This is a genomic window from Bacteroides sp. GM023 (assembly GCF_014750685.1).
Classification (GTDB): Bacteria; Bacteroidota; Bacteroidia; order Bacteroidales; family Bacteroidaceae; genus Bacteroides.
In genome coordinates this window covers 77599-95815 of the sequence record NZ_JAAXGE010000013.1, presented here as the reverse complement: position 1 = coordinate 95815, position 18217 = coordinate 77599, and the positions used below count along the sequence as shown (strand labels likewise).

General features: G+C 42.6%; 14 protein-coding genes. 10 read left to right on the top strand and 4 right to left on the bottom strand.

Annotated features, from left to right (window positions below; all coding sequences use genetic code 11):
- Nucleotides 1-91 precede the first annotated feature (91 nt).
- The gene (locus HC965_RS22485) at nucleotides 92-1789 is read right to left on the bottom strand and encodes a Na/Pi cotransporter family protein (protein WP_191033575.1); all 1698 of its coding nucleotides are present in this window, start codon (nucleotides 1787-1789) and stop codon (nucleotides 92-94) included.
- Nucleotides 1790-1871: 82 nt separating this feature from the next.
- Here HC965_RS22485 and HC965_RS22480 point away from each other — a divergent pair, with 82 nt between their 5' ends.
- Together HC965_RS22480 and HC965_RS22475 are read left to right on the top strand one after the other, a co-directional pair.
- A complete protein-coding gene (locus HC965_RS22480; protein WP_191033574.1) occupies nucleotides 1872-3545 on the top strand; it encodes a nucleoside kinase in 1674 nt (557 codons plus the stop codon).
- Nucleotides 3546-3760: 215 nt separating this feature from the next.
- The gene (locus tag HC965_RS22475) at nucleotides 3761-4168 is read left to right on the top strand and encodes a hypothetical protein (protein WP_191033573.1); all 408 of its coding nucleotides are present in this window, start codon (nucleotides 3761-3763) and stop codon (nucleotides 4166-4168) included.
- 174 nt (nucleotides 4169-4342) lie between these two features.
- Here the strand turns inward: HC965_RS22475 and HC965_RS22470 are convergent, their stop codons facing one another.
- The gene (locus HC965_RS22470) at nucleotides 4343-5650 is read right to left on the bottom strand and encodes an acetylxylan esterase (RefSeq protein WP_191033572.1); all 1308 of its coding nucleotides are present in this window, start codon (nucleotides 5648-5650) and stop codon (nucleotides 4343-4345) included.
- 210 nt (nucleotides 5651-5860) lie between these two features.
- The gene (locus HC965_RS22465) at nucleotides 5861-7234 is read right to left on the bottom strand and encodes an aminopeptidase P family protein (RefSeq protein ID WP_191033571.1); all 1374 of its coding nucleotides are present in this window, start codon (nucleotides 7232-7234) and stop codon (nucleotides 5861-5863) included.
- 138 nt (nucleotides 7235-7372) lie between these two features.
- Between HC965_RS22465 and rpoN the strand changes: the two genes are divergently transcribed.
- The 8 genes from rpoN to HC965_RS22425 all read left to right on the top strand — a co-directional run bounded on the left by rpoN (nucleotide 7373) and on the right by HC965_RS22425 (nucleotide 15851).
- Nucleotides 7373-8857: an RNA polymerase factor sigma-54 gene (gene rpoN / locus HC965_RS22460; protein ID WP_191033570.1), complete on the top strand. Its 1485-nt coding sequence runs from the start codon at nucleotides 7373-7375 to the stop codon at nucleotides 8855-8857.
- An 84-nt stretch (nucleotides 8858-8941) separates the two neighbouring features.
- Entirely contained in the window at nucleotides 8942-9613 is a 672-nt protein-coding gene (locus HC965_RS22455) for a phosphatase PAP2 family protein (protein ID WP_191033569.1), read from the top strand.
- A gap of 29 nt (nucleotides 9614-9642) precedes the next feature.
- Nucleotides 9643-10023 (top strand): glycine cleavage system protein GcvH, encoded by a 381-nt coding sequence (gene gcvH, locus HC965_RS22450; RefSeq protein ID WP_191033568.1) that lies wholly within the window; start codon nucleotides 9643-9645, stop codon nucleotides 10021-10023.
- Nucleotides 10024-10075: 52 nt separating this feature from the next.
- Nucleotides 10076-10585 (top strand): 5-(carboxyamino)imidazole ribonucleotide mutase, encoded by a 510-nt coding sequence (gene purE, locus HC965_RS22445; protein WP_191033567.1) that lies wholly within the window; start codon nucleotides 10076-10078, stop codon nucleotides 10583-10585.
- Complete coding sequence (locus HC965_RS22440) at nucleotides 10585-12435, top strand: 4-hydroxy-3-methylbut-2-en-1-yl diphosphate synthase (protein ID WP_191033566.1); 1851 nt, start codon at nucleotides 10585-10587, stop codon at nucleotides 12433-12435. The genes purE and HC965_RS22440 overlap by 1 nt, the downstream gene beginning before the upstream one ends.
- Nucleotides 12435-13910, top strand: coding sequence for a DUF3843 family protein (locus HC965_RS22435; protein ID WP_191033565.1), 1476 nt, complete (start codon nucleotides 12435-12437; stop codon nucleotides 13908-13910). Before HC965_RS22440 ends, HC965_RS22435 begins: the two co-directional genes overlap by 1 nt.
- 117 nt (nucleotides 13911-14027) lie before the next feature.
- Nucleotides 14028-15299 (top strand): ATP-binding protein, encoded by a 1272-nt coding sequence (locus HC965_RS22430; RefSeq protein WP_191033564.1) that lies wholly within the window; start codon nucleotides 14028-14030, stop codon nucleotides 15297-15299.
- A gap of 117 nt (nucleotides 15300-15416) precedes the next feature.
- Nucleotides 15417-15851: a DUF6078 family protein gene (locus tag HC965_RS22425; protein ID WP_191033563.1), complete on the top strand. Its 435-nt coding sequence runs from the start codon at nucleotides 15417-15419 to the stop codon at nucleotides 15849-15851.
- A gap of 119 nt (nucleotides 15852-15970) precedes the next feature.
- On the opposite strand, the gene HC965_RS22420 is transcribed toward HC965_RS22425, so the two are convergent.
- A complete protein-coding gene (locus HC965_RS22420) occupies nucleotides 15971-18067 on the bottom strand; it encodes a BT4734/BF3469 family protein (RefSeq protein WP_191033562.1) in 2097 nt (698 codons plus the stop codon).
- Nucleotides 18068-18217 lie beyond the last annotated feature (150 nt).

Sequence of the window (18217 nt, the reverse complement as noted above, 5' to 3'; positions counted from 1 at the left end):
GACTCAAAAGAGATATAAAAAAGGAGAATCAGCCTGATGCATTGGCACGGCTGATTCTCCTTTTATTATTTCTATTCTTTCCTATTAAGAATTAAGAAGCTCTTTTCTCTTTCACATCGCTGCTCGCTTCTACTACATTCACTACATAGTCGCCTAGTTTCTCACATTCGGCGATAATATCCATGTAATAAACTCCCATCTGATAATCATATTCCTTGTTGTTTACGTCCAGGATATTCTGATTCTTCAGTTGGTTACGGTAGTTATTGATTTCGTTCTCGATGTTGAAGGACTTGTTGATGTCAATACTTTGATGCTCCGGTTTTTCCACCACCACAATCATTTGTGCGAGTGCATCGTTAGTCAGCTTCATCATGAAATGAATGTGCTCGTATTGTTTTTCGGTAAAGTCCTGGCTAATTTGGCGTTTCCGGTTGATGGTACGTGCCAGGTTATAACAGCTATCACCGATACTTTCAATCTCTGTTACTTCACGCAACATAGCGCGTATTTGCAACTTACTTTCAGAACTCAGACGACCTTCGGATACCTGATTCAGATAGTTGGCTATCTCAAGCTCCATATTATCGCTAATATTTTCGTACTTCTCTATCCGGCTGAATAGTTTGTTGAAATCATCATCTTTCTCTGTGTGTAGCAAATCCTGCACCATACCGAACATACGGTGTGTACGTTCCGCGAAAAGATGAATTTCCTTACGTGCTTGAAGGATAGAAAGCTCGGCAGTGGAAAGCATACCACCCGTGATAAAACGCAGGCGCGGTTCCTCGTCCTCTTCTTTCGGGCGGATTAGAGCACATACGGTACGCTCAATCAGTTTCACACCCCATATCAGCAAGCATACATTACATATATTAAAGATAGAGTGGAAAGCGGACAGTTTGTAAGAGATGGCAACTTCCGGATTACTGGTTTGGAAGAAGGTGTCTACTACCCAATTCACGAATTGCATGAAAGGGTGGAAAATAATCAATACCCAGATAACACCGAACACATTAAAAACAAAATGGGCCAATGCTGCCCGCTTCGCCTGTGTGTTGGCTGTAAGTGCGGCAAGATTGGCCGTGATAGTGGTTCCGATGTTTTCACCCAGTACGAGTGCTGCTCCCAGTTCGAGGCTGATCCAGCCGTTGGCACACATAATCAGTGTAATTGCCATCGTGGCGGCTGAGGCCTGTACAATCATGGTCAGTATCGTACCGATGAATAAGAACAGGAGAATGGAGAAGAATCCCATATCCGTGTAGTTCTGTACGAAGGCGAGCATTTCCGGGTTGGCATTCAAGTCGGGTGCATTTGCTTTCAGGTACGAAAGTCCCATGAAGAGGAAAGAAAAACCGAAAATGAATTCACCGATGGACTTACGATTGCTTTTACCCGAGAAGATCAGCGGAAGAGCGATGGCCAGGAGAGGAAGAGCAAAAGCGGCCATATCAACCTTAAATCCGAAAATAGAAATAATCCAGGCAGTTACGGTAGTACCGATATTGGCACCCATAATGACGCTAATGGATTCAGCAAGAGTGAGTAACCCGGCATTCACGAAACTCACGACCATTACCGTCGTTGCTGAAGAAGATTGGATAAGGGCTGTGATTAACACACCTGTTAAAACCCCCGTTACCCTGTTGGTAGTCATTGCCGTCAAGATACTTCGTAGTCTGTCACCCGCGACCTTTTGTAAGCCCTCGCTCATAATCTTCATTCCGTACAGGAAGAGTCCTAGTGAGCCGATGAGCTTTAAAAAATCATAAAAAGAATATTCCATCTATAATATTTTTAATGGTTATTTGTTCTCAGTCTGATTATAAGTATATTAGTCCCATATTATTCACCTTTTAACGAACTCGATGAAACAGATGTTACAAATATGTTGCAAAAATAACAATATTTCCAAAGAATTCCCTATCGGAAGCTCACTTTTGGATATTTATTACGGTTTTAATCTTAATTTTCCTTACCAGGTGGTTAGCGCCAAGGTCAATAACCGTTCCGAAGGATTAAATTTCAGAGTCTATAATAATAAGGATATAGAGTTTCTCGATGTGAGAGACCAGTCCGGTATGCGTACTTATGTACGTTCGCTCTGTTTTGTCCTGTTCAAGGCTGTCACGGAATTATTCCCCGAAGGAAAGTTATTCGTAGAACATCCCGTATCCAAAGGATATTTCTGTAATTTACGGATCGGACGCCCCATTGAACTGGAAGATGTGAAACGCATCAAACAACGGATGCAGGAAATTATCGCAGAAAATATATCTTATCACCGCATTGAATGTCATACGGCAGAAGCTGTTCGTGTTTTCAGCGAACGGGGAATGAATGATAAGGTGCGATTGCTCGAAACTTCCGGTTCTCTCTATACCTATTATTATACGTTGGGTGATACCGTCGATTATTATTATGGTAATCTGTTGCCCAGCACCGGATACTTGAAACTGTTCGACATCGTGAAATATTACGATGGATTGCTTCTTCGGATTCCGAATCGCGAAAACCCGGAAGTGCTGGAAGACGTCGTGAAGCAGGAGAAGATGCTGGATGTTTTCAAGGAATATCTAAGCTGGAGCAATATTATGGGAATCAACAATGCCGGTGATTTTAATCTGGCTTGCGAAGAAGGCCATGCTACGGGCTTGATTAATGTAGCCGAAGCTTTGCAGGAGAAAAAGATAGCGCAGATAGCCGATACTATCTTCCACCGTGGAGAGAATGGCAACAGGGTGAAACTGGTATTGATTGCCGGCCCCTCATCTTCGGGAAAGACTACTTTCAGCAAACGCCTTTCCATCCAGTTGATGACAAACGGATTGAAGCCATATCCCATCTCTTTGGATAATTATTTCGTAGACCGTGAAGATACTCCGTTGGATGAGAACGGAAACTATGATTATGAATCACTCTACGCGCTTGACCTGGAATTATTCAATCAGCAATTGGAAGCCTTGCTCCGTGGTGAAGAAGTAGAACTTCCACGTTTCAACTTCTCCCTCGGCAAGAAAGAATATAAAGGCGATAAACTGAAAATAGAAGATAATACGATTTTAATTCTGGAAGGCATCCATGCCTTGAACCCCGAACTGACACCGCATATACCGGCCGAACGCAAGTTCAAGATTTACGTATCCGCACTGACTACCATTTCTTTGGACGACCATAACTGGATTCCGACCACCGACAACCGTTTGTTGCGCCGTATTATCCGTGATTTCAATTATCGTGGATATTCTGCCCGCGAAACTATCTCACGTTGGCCGAGTGTACGTGCCGGTGAAGATAAGTGGATATTCCCTTACCAGGAGAATGCCGATGTGATGTTCAACTCTGCCTTGCTTTTTGAGTTTGCCGTACTTCGCCTGCATGCAGAACCTATTTTGATGGGAGTTCCGCGAAACTGTCCCGAATATTGTGAAGCCTACCGATTGCTGAAATTCATTAAGTATTTTGTTCCGGTGCAGGACAAAGAAATTCCGCCTACTTCATTACTCCGTGAGTTCTTAGGCGGAAGCAGTTTTAAATACTAAGTAAAACGATTAAAGAATATATTCGTCCCTGTGTTTTCATGACAGAAAACACAGGGACTTTTTATGTTGTATAAAAGCAAAGAAAGTGCAAAATAAATAATAATCAGATTCTATTTTCGAAATATAGACTCTAAACTTCCTATTAAACTTTAAAGCACTGAACCTTTGTTTGCCTATTCTGTTATGAATCTACATACAACAAAAAAAATGAGAATATGATATTTTACAATAATCTTTTAGCAAAATGGTTCTTAGGAAAAGGGAAGAATAAGAGTCATTATTTTATGTTTGGTGGTTTTATCTTTACCCGATATAAGTATTTGGAAGTTTGGGAAGATATGGAACTACGGATTCATGCAAGGCAATTTTGGGAATGTTTCCTTTTGACACTGTTGCCTGCCTTGATCTTGTCATTAGTGTATTCATGGTGGTGGATGATTCTCCCCTTCATGACCTATCACATATTTTACTGGCTGGAAAAGTCATTCCGTCCTCACTCTGTTTTCGATTGGGAGGCCATCGAGAATTGCGGCGATACACTTTATATCAGAAAAAGAAAATCGTATGCATGGATGAAATGGTACGGAAAGAAAACCTTGCCTTTGTCCGATTGGGACGATTAAAAACAAGTAAAATGATTAAAGAATAGAGGTTATCAAATCTCCCTTATGATTTTTATTTAGGCACGGATTACGTAGATAAACACGGTTTTTATTTAATTAGAACCGTGAAATCCGTGTAATCCGTGCCTGAATAATATTGTTATAGATGGTAGATTTTATTTCTAATCGTCTACTCTATTTCAGATGTTTCTTTATCCAAAGCAAATGCCCGTATTCAGTATCATTTGATGTCCAATGCTCGTTAATCGGAGTAATCAATGCTTCTTTAGGACAGTTTAATACATTATATACAATGTAACTGGTGGTCGGCGGACATACATCGTCGTTGAATCCCCATGTTATATAAGTATCTACCTTGATTAGCTTTGCGAAGTTTACTACATCGTAATAAGCCATCGTCTTCATCTTTTCAGGCGTATCCATGTCTACGGAATTTCTGAAGAAATGGGGATAACCACCGGCGCGGCCCGCCTTATATCCGGCCATATCGCTTAAAGCAGGATGATTGGCAACACAAGCTGTCACGCGCTGGTCTAGTCCGGCAGTGATTAATGCCAATGCACCGCCCTGACTACCACCCTGGGCAATCACATTCTTACCATCCCACTCCGGCAAAGAAGTCAGGAAGTCAATGCTGCGAACACAAGCAAGATATACCCGTTTCATATAATAATTATCACGGCTATCCAGTCCATTGGTTAAATATCCGTTCTCTCTGCCATTGAATGCATTGCTGATTTCCTTAAAGTCTTCTTCGCTCATTTCAGGATTAAGACCGTGTATCTCTATTTCAAAACGGATGCAGCCTTGTTCCGCATAATATTTATGACGCAAAGGATCTTTTATCGTTTTAATTCCTGCTCCCGGCGGGCACAATACAACGGGAAATTTACCTTCTTTCTTCGGATAGAATAAATAACCATAGACGCATTGGCCACGTCTATTCAATTGAAGTTTCACCAAATAACAATCTATTTTATCCGTAGAATACTTTTCAACATGCTCTTTTGTATAAGTCAGCGGAAAGTCCTTTTGCTCTGCTTTAGCTTTTTCCCAAAATTCATTGAAATCGGAAGGCATAGTAGTATAAGGTTTTAACTTTTCCGGTGAGAAACCGACTTTCACATGATGCGAATACGTTTTTCCGTCCACTGTTGCCTTCAGGCGGCAATCACGAAATCCGGGTTCTTTCATTGTGCCGACAGGCACTACAGCCTTGCCATTTTTCAGTGTCACGCTTCCTTTCGTATCGGCAGGCATCATATCTCCGCCTATTTCATAGCTGACAACTACGTTATCTCCCGGAATACCATATTTATAAAATTGTACTTCCACCGTCGCTTTTTCTCCTGTCTTATAAAGCCAGTCGGCATGATTGGGAACAGTAACCCAAAGCACATCGCTTTTATAAGGATAATTTTCGGCTACGGCAAATAGCAAACTAACTGACAACAGGCATACGAATAAAAGTAGTTTCTTCATGGTGTTATTCATCATTTTATATAAGCATAAAAGTAAGTAATTAAATTCTGATGCAATATTACGGAAGATTTGGCAAAAAGTGTGTAGAAAAAATGTGCAAAGAAATGGATTATTTGGTACTTTGATGAAAATAGCGGAAGTTTCTCATATAAATGAAAAACTTCCGCCATTGTATAATAGATAATCTCGTCTTATTCCGACAATTTGCTTTTACCGCAAAGCTTCCACTTCTTCCGGTGTCAAAGGTATTTTCTTGCCCAGTCTACGAGCACCGGTTTCAGTAATCAGATAATCTTCTTCGTTACGGATACCACCGAAATCCTTGTAAGTCTCTACCACATCGTAATTGATGAAATCAGTAAACTTCTTTTCTGCCTTCCACATATCAATCAGTTCGGGAATAAAGTAAATACCCGGTTCTACCGTATGCACAAATCCCGGTTCCAATGGAATGGCAAGACGTTGTGACTTACGACCGAACTGTGTACTCTTCGGCTGACCGTTATAGCCTACCCATATCTCTCCCAGGTTCTCCATATCATGTACATCCAGTCCCATCATATGACCTAATCCGTGTGGATAGAACAACGCATGAGCACCTTCACGAACTGCACTTTCCGCATCTCCTTTCATCAACCCAAGCGCCTTCATACCTTCTACCATCACACGTGCAGACAATTCATATACCTCCATATAAGGAATTCTCGGGCGGAGAGCTTTCACAGATTCCAGATGCATCGCATTCTGAATTTCATAAACTTCACGCTGACGGGTAGTAAATTTCTTATCGGCAGGAACCGTAGACGACATATCGCCTGCATAACCCGATTCTACTTCCGCACCGGCATCAATCAGGAACAAATCACCCGGTTTCACTTTATTTCCATGATAATGGTTGTGTAATGTCTGTCCGTTGATAGTAGCAATTGTGGCAAAAGAGAGCTGGCAGTTGTTAGCTTCTGCCACCCGGTTCATTTCCGCTACTACTTCATATTCATACATCCCCGGGCGAAGCACCTTCATGGCAGTGATATGCATATCGGCAGTCACGTCGCAAGCCTTTTCTATCTCTACGATTTCTTCAGCTGATTTATAATTACGTTGAGTGATGACAGCGCGAATGAAAGGAACAGACCCCTCCTGACGTGCAGGCGGGATACCCAGCCAATCCATCAACTTCAATTTATGTTCGGGACGGTAAGGCGGCAGATAATGAACTGCTTTCCCTTTCTGCACACACTTGTGAAGATAACTTACAATATCAGCGGATGGCATTAAATTAGATACACCTACACGTTCGCACTTATCGCGCAACGTTGGTTGGGATCCCATCCACACAATTGCGTCAATAGACAGTTCGTCGCCAAAAATAATTTCCTTATCTTCGTCAATATCTATGATTGCCGAAAGTCCGGCGCAAGAAAGCCCGAAATAATAGAGGAAAGTAGAATCCTGCCGATAACGGAACGTGTTATCCTCGTAATTCAGTCCGCACTCGTCATTTCCAAGAAATAACAATACTCCAGAGCCTATATTCTTTTTCAGCAGGGCTCTCCGCTGCATATACGTTTCTTTGGCAAACATATGGTCCTAAATTTTAAGTTCGTGCAACAAAGATAACGAATTTTGTGTTATAGGATTAAAAATAATCCCCTTAATCTGTGTAATCTCTCGTTAAAAAGTTACTTTTGTAGCGAGAAATAGTAGAAAGCAAAAACGAATATGGCACAAGGTTCCCGTCAAATACAATCTCAGGCGCAACAGCAAGTACAGACGCTCTCGCCACAGCAGATTCTGGTCGTGAAATTGTTGGAACTTCCCGCAGTAGAGCTGGAAGACCGTATCCATGCCGAACTGCTTGAAAATCCGGCACTTGAAGAAGGCAAAGAAGATAATGCCGCCGATGAATTTTCCGATGCCGACGGTGCGGAAGATGGCATGGAGAGTGATGCCAATGACTATGACTCTTTAGGTGACTACCTCACCGAAGATGATATTCCCGACTATAAACTGCAAGAGAATAACCGCTCGAAAGACGAGCAGGCGGAAGATATCCCCTTCTCCGACACCACTTCTTTTTATGAAATACTGAAAGAGCAACTCCGTGAACGGAATTTGACAGAACATCAATGCGACCTGGTAGAATACCTGATCGGCTCATTGGATGACGACGGACTGCTCCGTAAATCTTTGGAAAGCATCTGTGACGAACTGGCTATTTATGCCGGCATAGAATCCACAGAAGAAGAACTCGAAGAAGCATTGTGCATCTTGCAGGACTTTGATCCGGCAGGTATTGGTGCCCGTAGCCTTCAGGAATGTCTGTTGATACAGATTGACCGGAAGAAAGAGACAGAAAGAACTCCCAATCCCATACTCGACCTCGAAGAACGCATCATCCGTGACTGCTACGAAGAGTTCACCCGCAAGCATTGGGAGAAAATCATAAAGAAGCTGGATATTGATGAAGAAACATTCAATGACGCCATCTGCGAAATCACCAAACTGAATCCCCGACCCGGCGCTTCTTTGGGCGAAACCATCGGCAGAAATCTTCAGCAGATAATTCCCGACTTTATCGTGGAAACGTATGATGACGGAACGATCAATATAAGTCTCAATAACCGTAATGTCCCCGAACTCCGCATGAGCCGTGACTTTACGGAAATGGTGGAAGAACATACTAAAAATAGAGCCAACCAGTCCAAAGAATCCAAAGAAGCAATGATGTTCCTAAAGCAGAAGATGGACGCGGCACAAGGATTCATCGACGCTGTCAAACAACGTCAGAATACACTGATGACCACCATGCAGGCAATCATCGACCTGCAACGACCGTTTTTCATCGACGGAGACGAATCCCTGTTGAAGCCGATGATTCTGAAAGACGTAGCCGAACGTACAGGACTGGATATATCGACTATCTCCCGTGTCAGCAACAGTAAATATGTGCAGACGAATTACGGCATCTATCCGCTTAAATTCTTCTTCAGCGACGGATATACCACGGAAGACGGAGAGGAAATGTCCGTCCGCGAAATCCGTAAGATTCTGAAAGAATGTATCGACGGAGAGGACAAGAAAAAGCCACTGACCGATGATGAACTGGCAGAAATCCTGAAAGAAAAAGGATACCCCATTGCCCGCCGGACCGTAGCCAAATACCGCCAGCAACTGAATATACCGGTGGCGCGGCTTAGGAAATAGCGGCTTCGGAAATAAGAATGGACAATTGATATTATAGGAACGAGAGTTGTAATTTGCAATTAATAATCAGTAATTAAAAAAGAAGTGGACAGAGAAAGAGAGCATATCATAGCGGATAAGTCAATGTTGCAGGTGGCGAGAGTCACTTCGATATTGTTTACCCCATTTTCCATTCCGTTTTTGTCGTTTCTGGTGTTATTCCTGTTTTCTTATCTACGCATCATGCCGATGGTGTATAAGTTGATTGTATTGGGAATCGTTTACTGCTTCACCATACTGACACCTACCATCACCATTTTCCTGTTTCGCAAGATTAATGGTTTTGACCGTCAGGAATTGAGTGAACGTAAGAAACGCTATATACCTATCCTGCTGACTATCATCTCCTATGTATTCTGCCTGTTGATGATGCGCAAACTGAATATACCCTGGTATATGACAGGCATTATTCTGGCCTCCCTGGTGGTATCTGTCATTTGCATTGCAGTCAACCTGAAATGGAAATTGAGCGAACATATGGCCGGAATGGGTGGAGTGATAGGCGGACTGGTTTCTTTCAGTGCCCTGTTCGGCTATAATCCGGTAGGTTGGTTATGCCTGTTTATCCTGATAGCCGGGATACTCGGTTCAGCCCGTATCATCCTGGGACATCATACATTGGGTGAGGTACTTTCCGGCTTTGCGGTCGGTCTGGTATGTGCCCTTTTGGTGCTTCATCCGATGAGCAATTCCTTATTTCGAATATTTTTATTTTAAAACAGTATAAATCCTAAAAACTAATTATTATGGACTTTCCACAGAATTTGAAGTACACGAACGAACACGAATGGATTCGCGTTGAAGGAGACATTGCTTATGTTGGTATCACAGACTATGCTCAAGAACAATTGGGTGATATTGTGTTCGTAGATATACCTACTGTTGGTGAATCGTTGGAAGCTGATGAAGTTTTCGGAACCATCGAGGTAGTAAAGACTATTTCCGACCTTTTCCTGCCGGTAGCGGGTGAAGTGATGGAACAAAACGAAGCGCTGGAAGAAAATCCGGAGCTGGTGAACAAGGACCCTTATGGTGAAGGCTGGCTGATTAAAATGAAACCGGCAAACCTGAAAGACGTAGAAGACTTGCTGGGTGCCGAAGGCTATAAAGCTGTGGTAAACGGATAACTCTTACCCCACTTTAAATAGTAAATAGAAAATCGTAAAATAGTAAATCAAAATGACTCCAATTGTAAGTATTATCATGGGCAGCACGTCCGACCTCCCCGTAATGGAGAAGGCTGCGCAACTGCTGAATGATATGCATGTACCGTTCGAAATGAACGCACTTTCTGCTCACCGCACGCCCGAGGCTGTGGAAGAGTTTGCCAAGAATGCCTGCAACCGTGGCATCAAAGTGATTATTGCTGCTGCCGGAATGGCTGCCGCCCTTCCTGGTGTAATTGCGGCTAACACTACGCTTCCCGTTATCGGAGTACCCGTAAAAGGTTCCGTTCTCGATGGTGTAGACGCCCTTTACTCTATCATTCAGATGCCTCCGGGTATTCCCGTAGCCACCGTTGCTATTAATGGCGCGATGAATGCGGCTATCCTAGCTATTCAGATGCTTGCATTGAGTGACGAGAATTTGGCGGAAGCTTTTGCTGCTTACAAAGAAGGACTGAAAAAGAAAATCGTAAAAGCAAACGAAGAACTGAAAGAAGTGAAGTTTGAATATAAAACGAACTAATGGATCTATTCAATTATTTTCGAAGAGAAACCACAGAAGTGAATATTGGGGCTGTACCGTTGGGCGGCCCCAATTCTATTCGTGTCCAGTCGATGACCAACACATCTACGCAGGATACCGAGGCTTGTGTGGAACAGGCAAAGCGAATTGTTGACGCAGGTGGCGAATATGTTCGCCTGACAACGCAGGGCATCAAGGAAGCGGAAAACCTGATGAATATCAACATCGGTTTGCGCAGCCAGGGATATATGGTTCCGTTGGTTGCCGATGTACACTTCAACCCGAAAGTGGCCGATGTAGCCGCTCAATATGCGGAAAAGGTGCGTATCAATCCGGGAAATTATGTAGATGCTGCCCGTACTTTTAAGAAACTCGAATATACAGACGAAGAGTACGCGCAGGAAATACAAAAGATTCATGACCGGTTTGTTCCTTTCCTGAATATCTGCAAAGAGAACCACACGGCTATCCGCATCGGAGTAAACCATGGCTCTTTGTCCGACCGCATCATGTCACGTTATGGTGACACACCCGCCGGAATGGTAGAATCCTGCATGGAATTTCTTCGTATCTGTGTCGAAGAGAACTTCACCGACGTAGTGATTTCTATCAAAGCGTCCAATACAGTCGTCATGGTGAAAACCGTCCGCCTGTTGGCAGACGTAATGGAAAAAGAGGGCATGGCCTTCCCGTTGCACCTCGGAGTGACGGAAGCCGGAGACGGTGAGGACGGACGTATCAAGTCTGCTCTCGGCATCGGAGCGCTGTTGAACGACGGACTGGGTGATACCATCCGTGTGTCTTTGAGCGAAGCGCCCGAAGCAGAAATTCCCGTAGCCCGCAAACTGGTAGATTACATCCTGCTGAGGCAGAACCATCCATATATCCCGGGACTGGAAGCACCGGACTTCAATTATCTGTCTCCCGAACGACGGAAGACGAAAGCTGTCCGCAATATCGGTGGCGAACACGTACCTGTGGTGATTGCCGACCGTATGGATGGAAAGACGGAGGTGAATCCCCAATTCACCCCGGATTATATCTATGCCGGACGCGCTTTGCCCGAACAACGGGAAGACGGTGTAGAATATATCCTCGATGCCGACGTATGGAAGGGGGAACCCGGCACCTGGCCTGCTTTTAACCATGCGCAACTGCCACTGATGGGCGGCTGCAATGCAGAACTCAAATTCTTGTTTATGCCCTATATGGCACAGACTGATGAAGTGATTGCCTGCCTGAAGCAACATCCCGAAGTAGTCATCGTTTCCCAAAGCAATCACCCGAACCGTTTGGGCGAGCACCGTGCATTGGTACATCAACTGACAACGGAAGGTTTGCAAAATCCGGTTGTCTTCTTCCAGCATTACGCAGAAGATAATGCGGAGGATTTGCAGATAAAATCTGCCGCCGATATGGGCGCATTGATTTTTGACGGACTTTGCGATGGAATCTTCCTGTTCAATCAAGGTAACCTGAGCCATGCAGTAGTAGACGCAACTGCTTTCGGAATCCTGCAAGCCGGACGTACCCGCACTTCCAAGACAGAATATATCTCTTGTCCCGGTTGTGGACGTACGCTCTACGACTTGGAAAAGACAATTGCCCGCATCAAGGCAGCTACTTCACACCTGACAGGATTGAAGATTGGTATCATGGGATGCATTGTGAATGGCCCCGGTGAAATGGCGGATGCTGACTATGGTTATGTAGGTGCCGGACGTGGCAAGATTAGTCTTTATAAAGGCAAAGTTTGTGTCGAAAAGAATATCCCTGAAGAAGAAGCAGTGGAAAGATTGCTGGAATTTATCAGGAATGACAGGGAAGAAAACAACACAAGAATGGCATAATGAAAAGCTTGATAAATATAAATTCATGGAATTCAGGACATCTCGATATCCAAACTAATGCTTCTGATTTTTATTATGTAAAGTTGGCGCGTAAACTGTATGGTATAATTCGCTTCTCAGAAATCGGAAGGGATGAAGGAGAATTTATGTGCGAACGCTTTGCTATGGCTGCGGCTTATTATTTTGAAGATGTCGTGTCCGGCATCGGTATATGGCAAACTTTTACTTCCAAGCATAAAGAGTTGTATGGTAAATATCTTCCTTTTTATGATTTGGATGAAGAAGAATATTATCAGGACGAAGTAAATTTAGAAGATGTATGCTTCCTTGTGTGGATGATTCTTCAGAAAGAAAAGGATGGGACTTTTTTGAATCCGGAGAATCCATACTTGGTAAAAATGGCTTCAATGATTTATGAGGTATTGGATGCTGAGTTTGAGGAGGCCCCTATGAATACAGAGATGTTGGAACATTTGAAGAATCCATCTTATTATAGAGATTTCTATTCAGTGAAGCTTATGCTGACTCGTTTGATAAGTGAAGTTTACTTGTTCGAGCCTTTCATAGATGAGCGGATAACTAAAGTGGAAGATGAAGTGAATGCGTTGCTAGGAAATAGCTTGGATGATTCATCGCTTGCTTATGCTGTAGACTCGATAATATCGTGCTGTGAAAAGACCGGACCTTTGGCTCTTTATGCTCATGATTGGCTGGCAGCTATATTGGCCCATTGGGGGATGAAAGAAGAGAGCGAACGTGTTGCAGCGATCAAATCTTTAAAGTATGCCGTTTATTTGTTGAAGAGATATGATTCACAAACAATTTGCCTGGAGGATATCAAAGGGGAAGAGTACATTATTCCCCGCGATTCTTTTAACAAATTACCGGATACTACCTTGTTGGATAATAAAAGTTTCATCGGTTCATTAGTGAAATTTGATGGTGAATGGCTGGTGAATGGTATAAGTTCATGGAGCTTAGGAACGAAGCTTTTTGATGCCTATAAGGAAAATATGGCTGCGATAGGGGGTGATCCTATCTTATATGATAAAATTTTGAAAATCAATGAGAATCATCCTATGCTGTATTTTAAGGATTATGAAGAGATGTTGAAGTGGTTCGACAGTCATATCGGGTTGGATGAAAGCTTTACATTGCCTGAGCAAATGAAAAAGCAACATTTCTTTGCTGTCTATGTAGATAAGGTGCGGGATATGGCTGTGCTTCCTGATGGCGCTCTGGTGGTAAAGGATGAACGCAATCCTTATTATAATAAGGAAAAAGCGGAAGAGCAGGGCATCAACTTTATTGTTTCTGATGCAACGACTTCGAAGGAACTGTTGCATTACCTGATAGTACATGATATGCTTCCCGATGCTTGTATTAATTCCACCAAAGGGTTGGAAAGAGGGAAACAACTGGTTCAGGAAAATATGGATTTCATAGCACGTTTTATGCGGGTGGATAATTATTGATATTTTCTCCATTATCAGAACTGTAGAAAATGATTGTTATGACTAGGGAAAAATGGATATTGCTTAGTATATTGAGCATATTTTCATTATATTTGTTCAATATATTAAGCAATGGATATGGAGAAAAGGATTATAAAGGCGATTATTGCTGAGCGTCAGCAAGAAATCAATGAGATACAATTGGTCGAGAGACCGATATTTTTTGAAGAACAAGCCAATTATGTATTGGTAGGTATTCGGCGTGCCGGAAAATCTTATCAGATGTATCAGGATATACAGAATAGGATAAAATCGGGTAAAGCGGTTATTGAGGACTTTCTTTATATAAATTTTGAAGATGAGCGCATTGCTTCTATTGAAGCTTCGGAACTGGGACTTTTATTGGAATGCTATGCTGAGATGTATGATAATCCTAAACCGTTGATTTATCTTGATGAGATTCAGAATATTGAAGGCTGGGAAAAATTTGCCCGTCGATTAGCCGACTCTAAATACAGAGTTTTTATTACCGGAAGTAATGCAAAGATGCTGAGTAGTGATATTGCTACGACTTTGGGGGGAAGATATATCATACGGGAAATATTTCCTTTTTCATTTGCAGAGTTTCTTACCTATCATCAAGTTGAATTGAAAAAAAATTGGGAATATAATCCAACTTTGCGCTTGCAGGTTATTAAATTGTTTGAAATCTATTTTCATTTTGGGGGATTCGCGGAAATGTTTTCGTTAATTGATAAGAGAGAATGGATTAATTCGTTGTACCAAAAGATATTATTGGGAGATATTATAGCTCGCAATGAAATTCGTAATGGTAACGCAATTCGTTTGCTTGCCAGAAAACTGGCTGAAAGCGTGATGCAACCGATTACTCAAATCCGGTTGCTGCATATTATCAAATCCTCCGGCAGTAATATAAGTCGTAATACTTTGGCCGACTATCTGGTTTATATGAATGATGTTTATCTGACTTTTAATATTCCCAACTTCATAGATTCATTGGTTGAACGTACCTCTACTTGCAAGCGGTATTATTATGATAATGGATTGCTCAATAATTTTTTGGTCGGTGGGGAGGCCAAACTATTGGAAAATATAGTGGCTATCGACCTTATCGAGCGTTATAGAAAAGGTGAGGATGATAGAGTGTTTTTCTATAACAAAGGCGTCGAAGTGGACTTTTATCTTCCAAACGAAGAAATGGCAATACAAGTCTCATACAGTATTGACGAACCTCTTACCCGAGAACGGGAGGTGAGAGCTTTGCGTAAAATTGTGGAAGTTTATTCTCTCAAAAAAGCTTTTATCATTACTCGTGATGAGGAGAATATAATTTCTGAGTATGGAATGGATATTGAAGTTGTTCCTGTTTGGAAATGGTTGTTGAGGTAATTTCGAATATATATAGTGGAACGGGTCAGAAAAATAAAAATGCGATATAAATTGTCTTACTAATTAATTTGCTGTAACTTTGTTTCGTCAAATAAGAAAGCAAAATAAAATACGATAATGGAAGAAAATTTTGACTATCAGGCAGTGCCCTATGGTTTTACCCATTGCTTCAATAACCAATGTCCGAAAGGAGAAAAATGCTTGCATCGCTTGGTAGCAATGCATAGTACCGATCAGTATCCCACTTTGTCTGTGGTAAATCCCAATTGCATCCCGGAAGATGCAAACGCTTGTTCTTTTTATAAGTCGATAAAGAAGATACGGGTAGCGTGGGGAGTAAGGCATTTGTTGGATAACGTGCCCCATAAGGATGCGGAAGCACTTAAAAGCCAGATGCTTGGTTATTTCGGACGCGCGATGTATTACCGCTTTTATCGCAAAGAGAAATATCTGTCTCCTGAACAGCAGGAATATATCCGTAGAATTTTTCGCCAAAAAGGTATAACTGAAGAACCTGTGTTTGATTCCTACACAGAAGAATATAAATGGTAATTATCTGCCATCTGCAACAAAATCGTTGTATTCGATTGAAATATAATAGTTTATAGCGTTGCAGATACCTGTTGCAGATGTGTTGCAGATAAAGTATCTGCAACACATCTGTTTTTAGTTCATGAGAGTCTGACAACATGGTAAACAGTACCGCTCCGAACTCGTTTTGAAGGAATTTCGTGTTTGCGCAGTACCCGTCCGAATACACTTACCCGCTTGTTAGACAACGGGATAGCGCTACTTCTTCCTATCTCTTCCAATATCTCTGCCGGTGAAAGCCATTCTCCGTCTTCCTCCTCTTTTGCCGGACGGAAATAACGGTAAAACAACTGTTCTTCGAGTGATACCTGTTCAAATTCGCGGTTACTTTCCGTCATTAACTGCTCTTCTTTCCGGTCAAACCAGTAGCGTTCGCCATGATCCAGCTCATACATGGCTTGTGCATATAACTGTTCGTAATCTATTGCCCGATTGGTATCAATCGTTCCCTGTACCTCAATGCAGATGAAACGGCGACTACCCGTAGGATCGGTCAATAAATCTTTCTGATTACTCGTGGCGATGAAAGAAGCATAACGACGCATCTCCAGCACGGCATTGCCGTAACGCTTACGCATATTTACGATAGGTTTCTGAAGGATATGTTTCAGAAATCCCTGTTGCGTGGCACTAATCTGATCGAATTCATCGATATTGATTAATGCAAACCGGTTCAGATAAAGTTCGGCCTCTTTCTTTTGTGAGAAATCTATACTGTCAGTATAATAGGCACGGATGGCAGGTGGTATGATACTCCGGCAAAAAGTAGATTTACGGGTACCTTGTGCACCTACCAACAACGGAGATACATTATTCGCATACTTTTTATCCGTACCTCTCCAATGAACCACCATATTCAGAAACCAACGATGGAATAACTCTACCCAATGTGCGTTTCCGCAAGGAACGGTCTGCGCCAATGCCCGGATACGATCCCGGCCGTCCCAAACAGGAAGGTGATAAAGAAAATCCTCTAACGGATTGAATACCGGTACGCGGTTGGAATAGATATATCGGCTGATATCTCTGTCCCACAATGGGATACCTTCGGCTTGTGCATCCAGCGCGATGCTGTTCAATACCCGCTTGTCGATCGGATTGAAGTAAAAGCGGAACGAATTTCGTTCGCGGTATTCCACTTCTCCTACTTGTGTATTGTAACGAAACTCATAACGCCGCTTCATAAAATCCTCTGTCTGCAAAGCCAGCAACTGTTCTTTTCCTAAACTACTCTTCTTGCCGAAACCATCACATTCATCATATACTGTTCTGATTATCTGCCGGATAAGTGTTTCCTGCCGATTCAGATAATAATGAAAGATGCTGCGTTTCACCGTTTCCTCTTCGGGAATTCCCGAATGAAAGCAGTTTGCGGCCAATCGTGTCACCAATGCCTGAAAATCTCCCTCTATCGGATATGCGCCCTCATCTTCCGCTTCGTAAATTTCCTCACGCGTTTTTCTCAAGGCAGCTTCGAAGAGCATGAAGGCAGCCCTTTCGGTATCATATCCCGGAACGGCGCGTGTCAACGGTGATTTTTCCGAACGTACCGCTTCCCGATAAGATAATTCTTCAGGCATTCCGGCAGGTTGCGACAGAAAGAACGGTACGGAATCCGGCCTGTACATGAGTTCCGGGTCATGAGATAATCGGGAATATTGTTCCAAAGAGGGCACTTTAGGACGGATATCGAATGGAATTTGAGGTTGATAACATTTTACGGCCAGTCGATAGGCATGTGCATGGAATATTTCAGCTTCTTCTCTGTTCTGTGGAAGCGATTTGTCCGGTCGGGTGAATTTGCTCCATATTTTCACGGTTTGTCCGCTGGAGCCTGTAAAGACACAGTACGTTTGCGGCTGTTCCCAGGCTTTTTGTTTCACGAATGCTATTTCCGATTTTCCGGATAGCGGGCCGATGGTTATTTCCACTACACCGTTGTAACTTTTCATCTGTTTGCCACCTTCCGTTCTGCGGAATTCGGCAGCAGGCAAAATCTTTGGTAACTTGTCCGCTTCGTAACTACGTGCATCGGGCAGGGAATACTTGAGCATTTCTCTGAAAGCGGTAACCGGTTGTGCCTTTGTTTCAGTTCGTGTCTTGTTTATCCATGTTTCTATGTCCATCGTGGTCAGGGCGGTAGTCTTGTCTTTGTCTCTTAATTGAGTAATTTTCATAAATTTGTTTTTGTTTGAAAATATCCTACTAAGGTAGCTATACCCTTTCAATCCCACAAGTAAACACGTGTGTTTTGTTTATTTCTTTATACTCTTTTTTCTGTTGCTTCGGTTGTGTTTTTCTTTTGTTATTTGTTTCAACGTGTTCCA

Bases quoted from the DNA above. Each gene is read 5' to 3' on its own strand.
- HC965_RS22485 (WP_191033575.1), bottom strand. From the start codon at position 1,789: ATGGAATATTCTTTTTATGATTTTTTAAAGCTCATCGGCTCACTAGGA.
- rpoN (WP_191033570.1), top strand. From the start codon at position 7,373: ATGGCACAAGGTTCCCGTCAAATACAATCTCAGGCGCAACAGCAAGTA.
- HC965_RS22430 (WP_191033564.1), top strand. From the start codon at position 14,028: ATGGAGAAAAGGATTATAAAGGCGATTATTGCTGAGCGTCAGCAAGAA.
- HC965_RS22425 (WP_191033563.1), top strand. From the start codon at position 15,417: ATGGAAGAAAATTTTGACTATCAGGCAGTGCCCTATGGTTTTACCCAT.
- HC965_RS22440 (WP_191033566.1), top strand. From the start codon at position 10,585: ATGGATCTATTCAATTATTTTCGAAGAGAAACCACAGAAGTGAATATT.
- HC965_RS22475 (WP_191033573.1), top strand. From the start codon at position 3,761: ATGATATTTTACAATAATCTTTTAGCAAAATGGTTCTTAGGAAAAGGG.
- HC965_RS22420 (WP_191033562.1), bottom strand. From the start codon at position 18,067: ATGAAAATTACTCAATTAAGAGACAAAGACAAGACTACCGCCCTGACC.
- HC965_RS22465 (WP_191033571.1), bottom strand. From the start codon at position 7,234: ATGTTTGCCAAAGAAACGTATATGCAGCGGAGAGCCCTGCTGAAAAAG.
- HC965_RS22470 (WP_191033572.1), bottom strand. From the start codon at position 5,650: ATGAAGAAACTACTTTTATTCGTATGCCTGTTGTCAGTTAGTTTGCTA.
- HC965_RS22480 (WP_191033574.1), top strand. From the start codon at position 1,872: ATGAAACAGATGTTACAAATATGTTGCAAAAATAACAATATTTCCAAA.
- purE (WP_191033567.1), top strand. From the start codon at position 10,076: ATGACTCCAATTGTAAGTATTATCATGGGCAGCACGTCCGACCTCCCC.
- HC965_RS22435 (WP_191033565.1), top strand. From the start codon at position 12,435: ATGAAAAGCTTGATAAATATAAATTCATGGAATTCAGGACATCTCGAT.
- gcvH (WP_191033568.1), top strand. From the start codon at position 9,643: ATGGACTTTCCACAGAATTTGAAGTACACGAACGAACACGAATGGATT.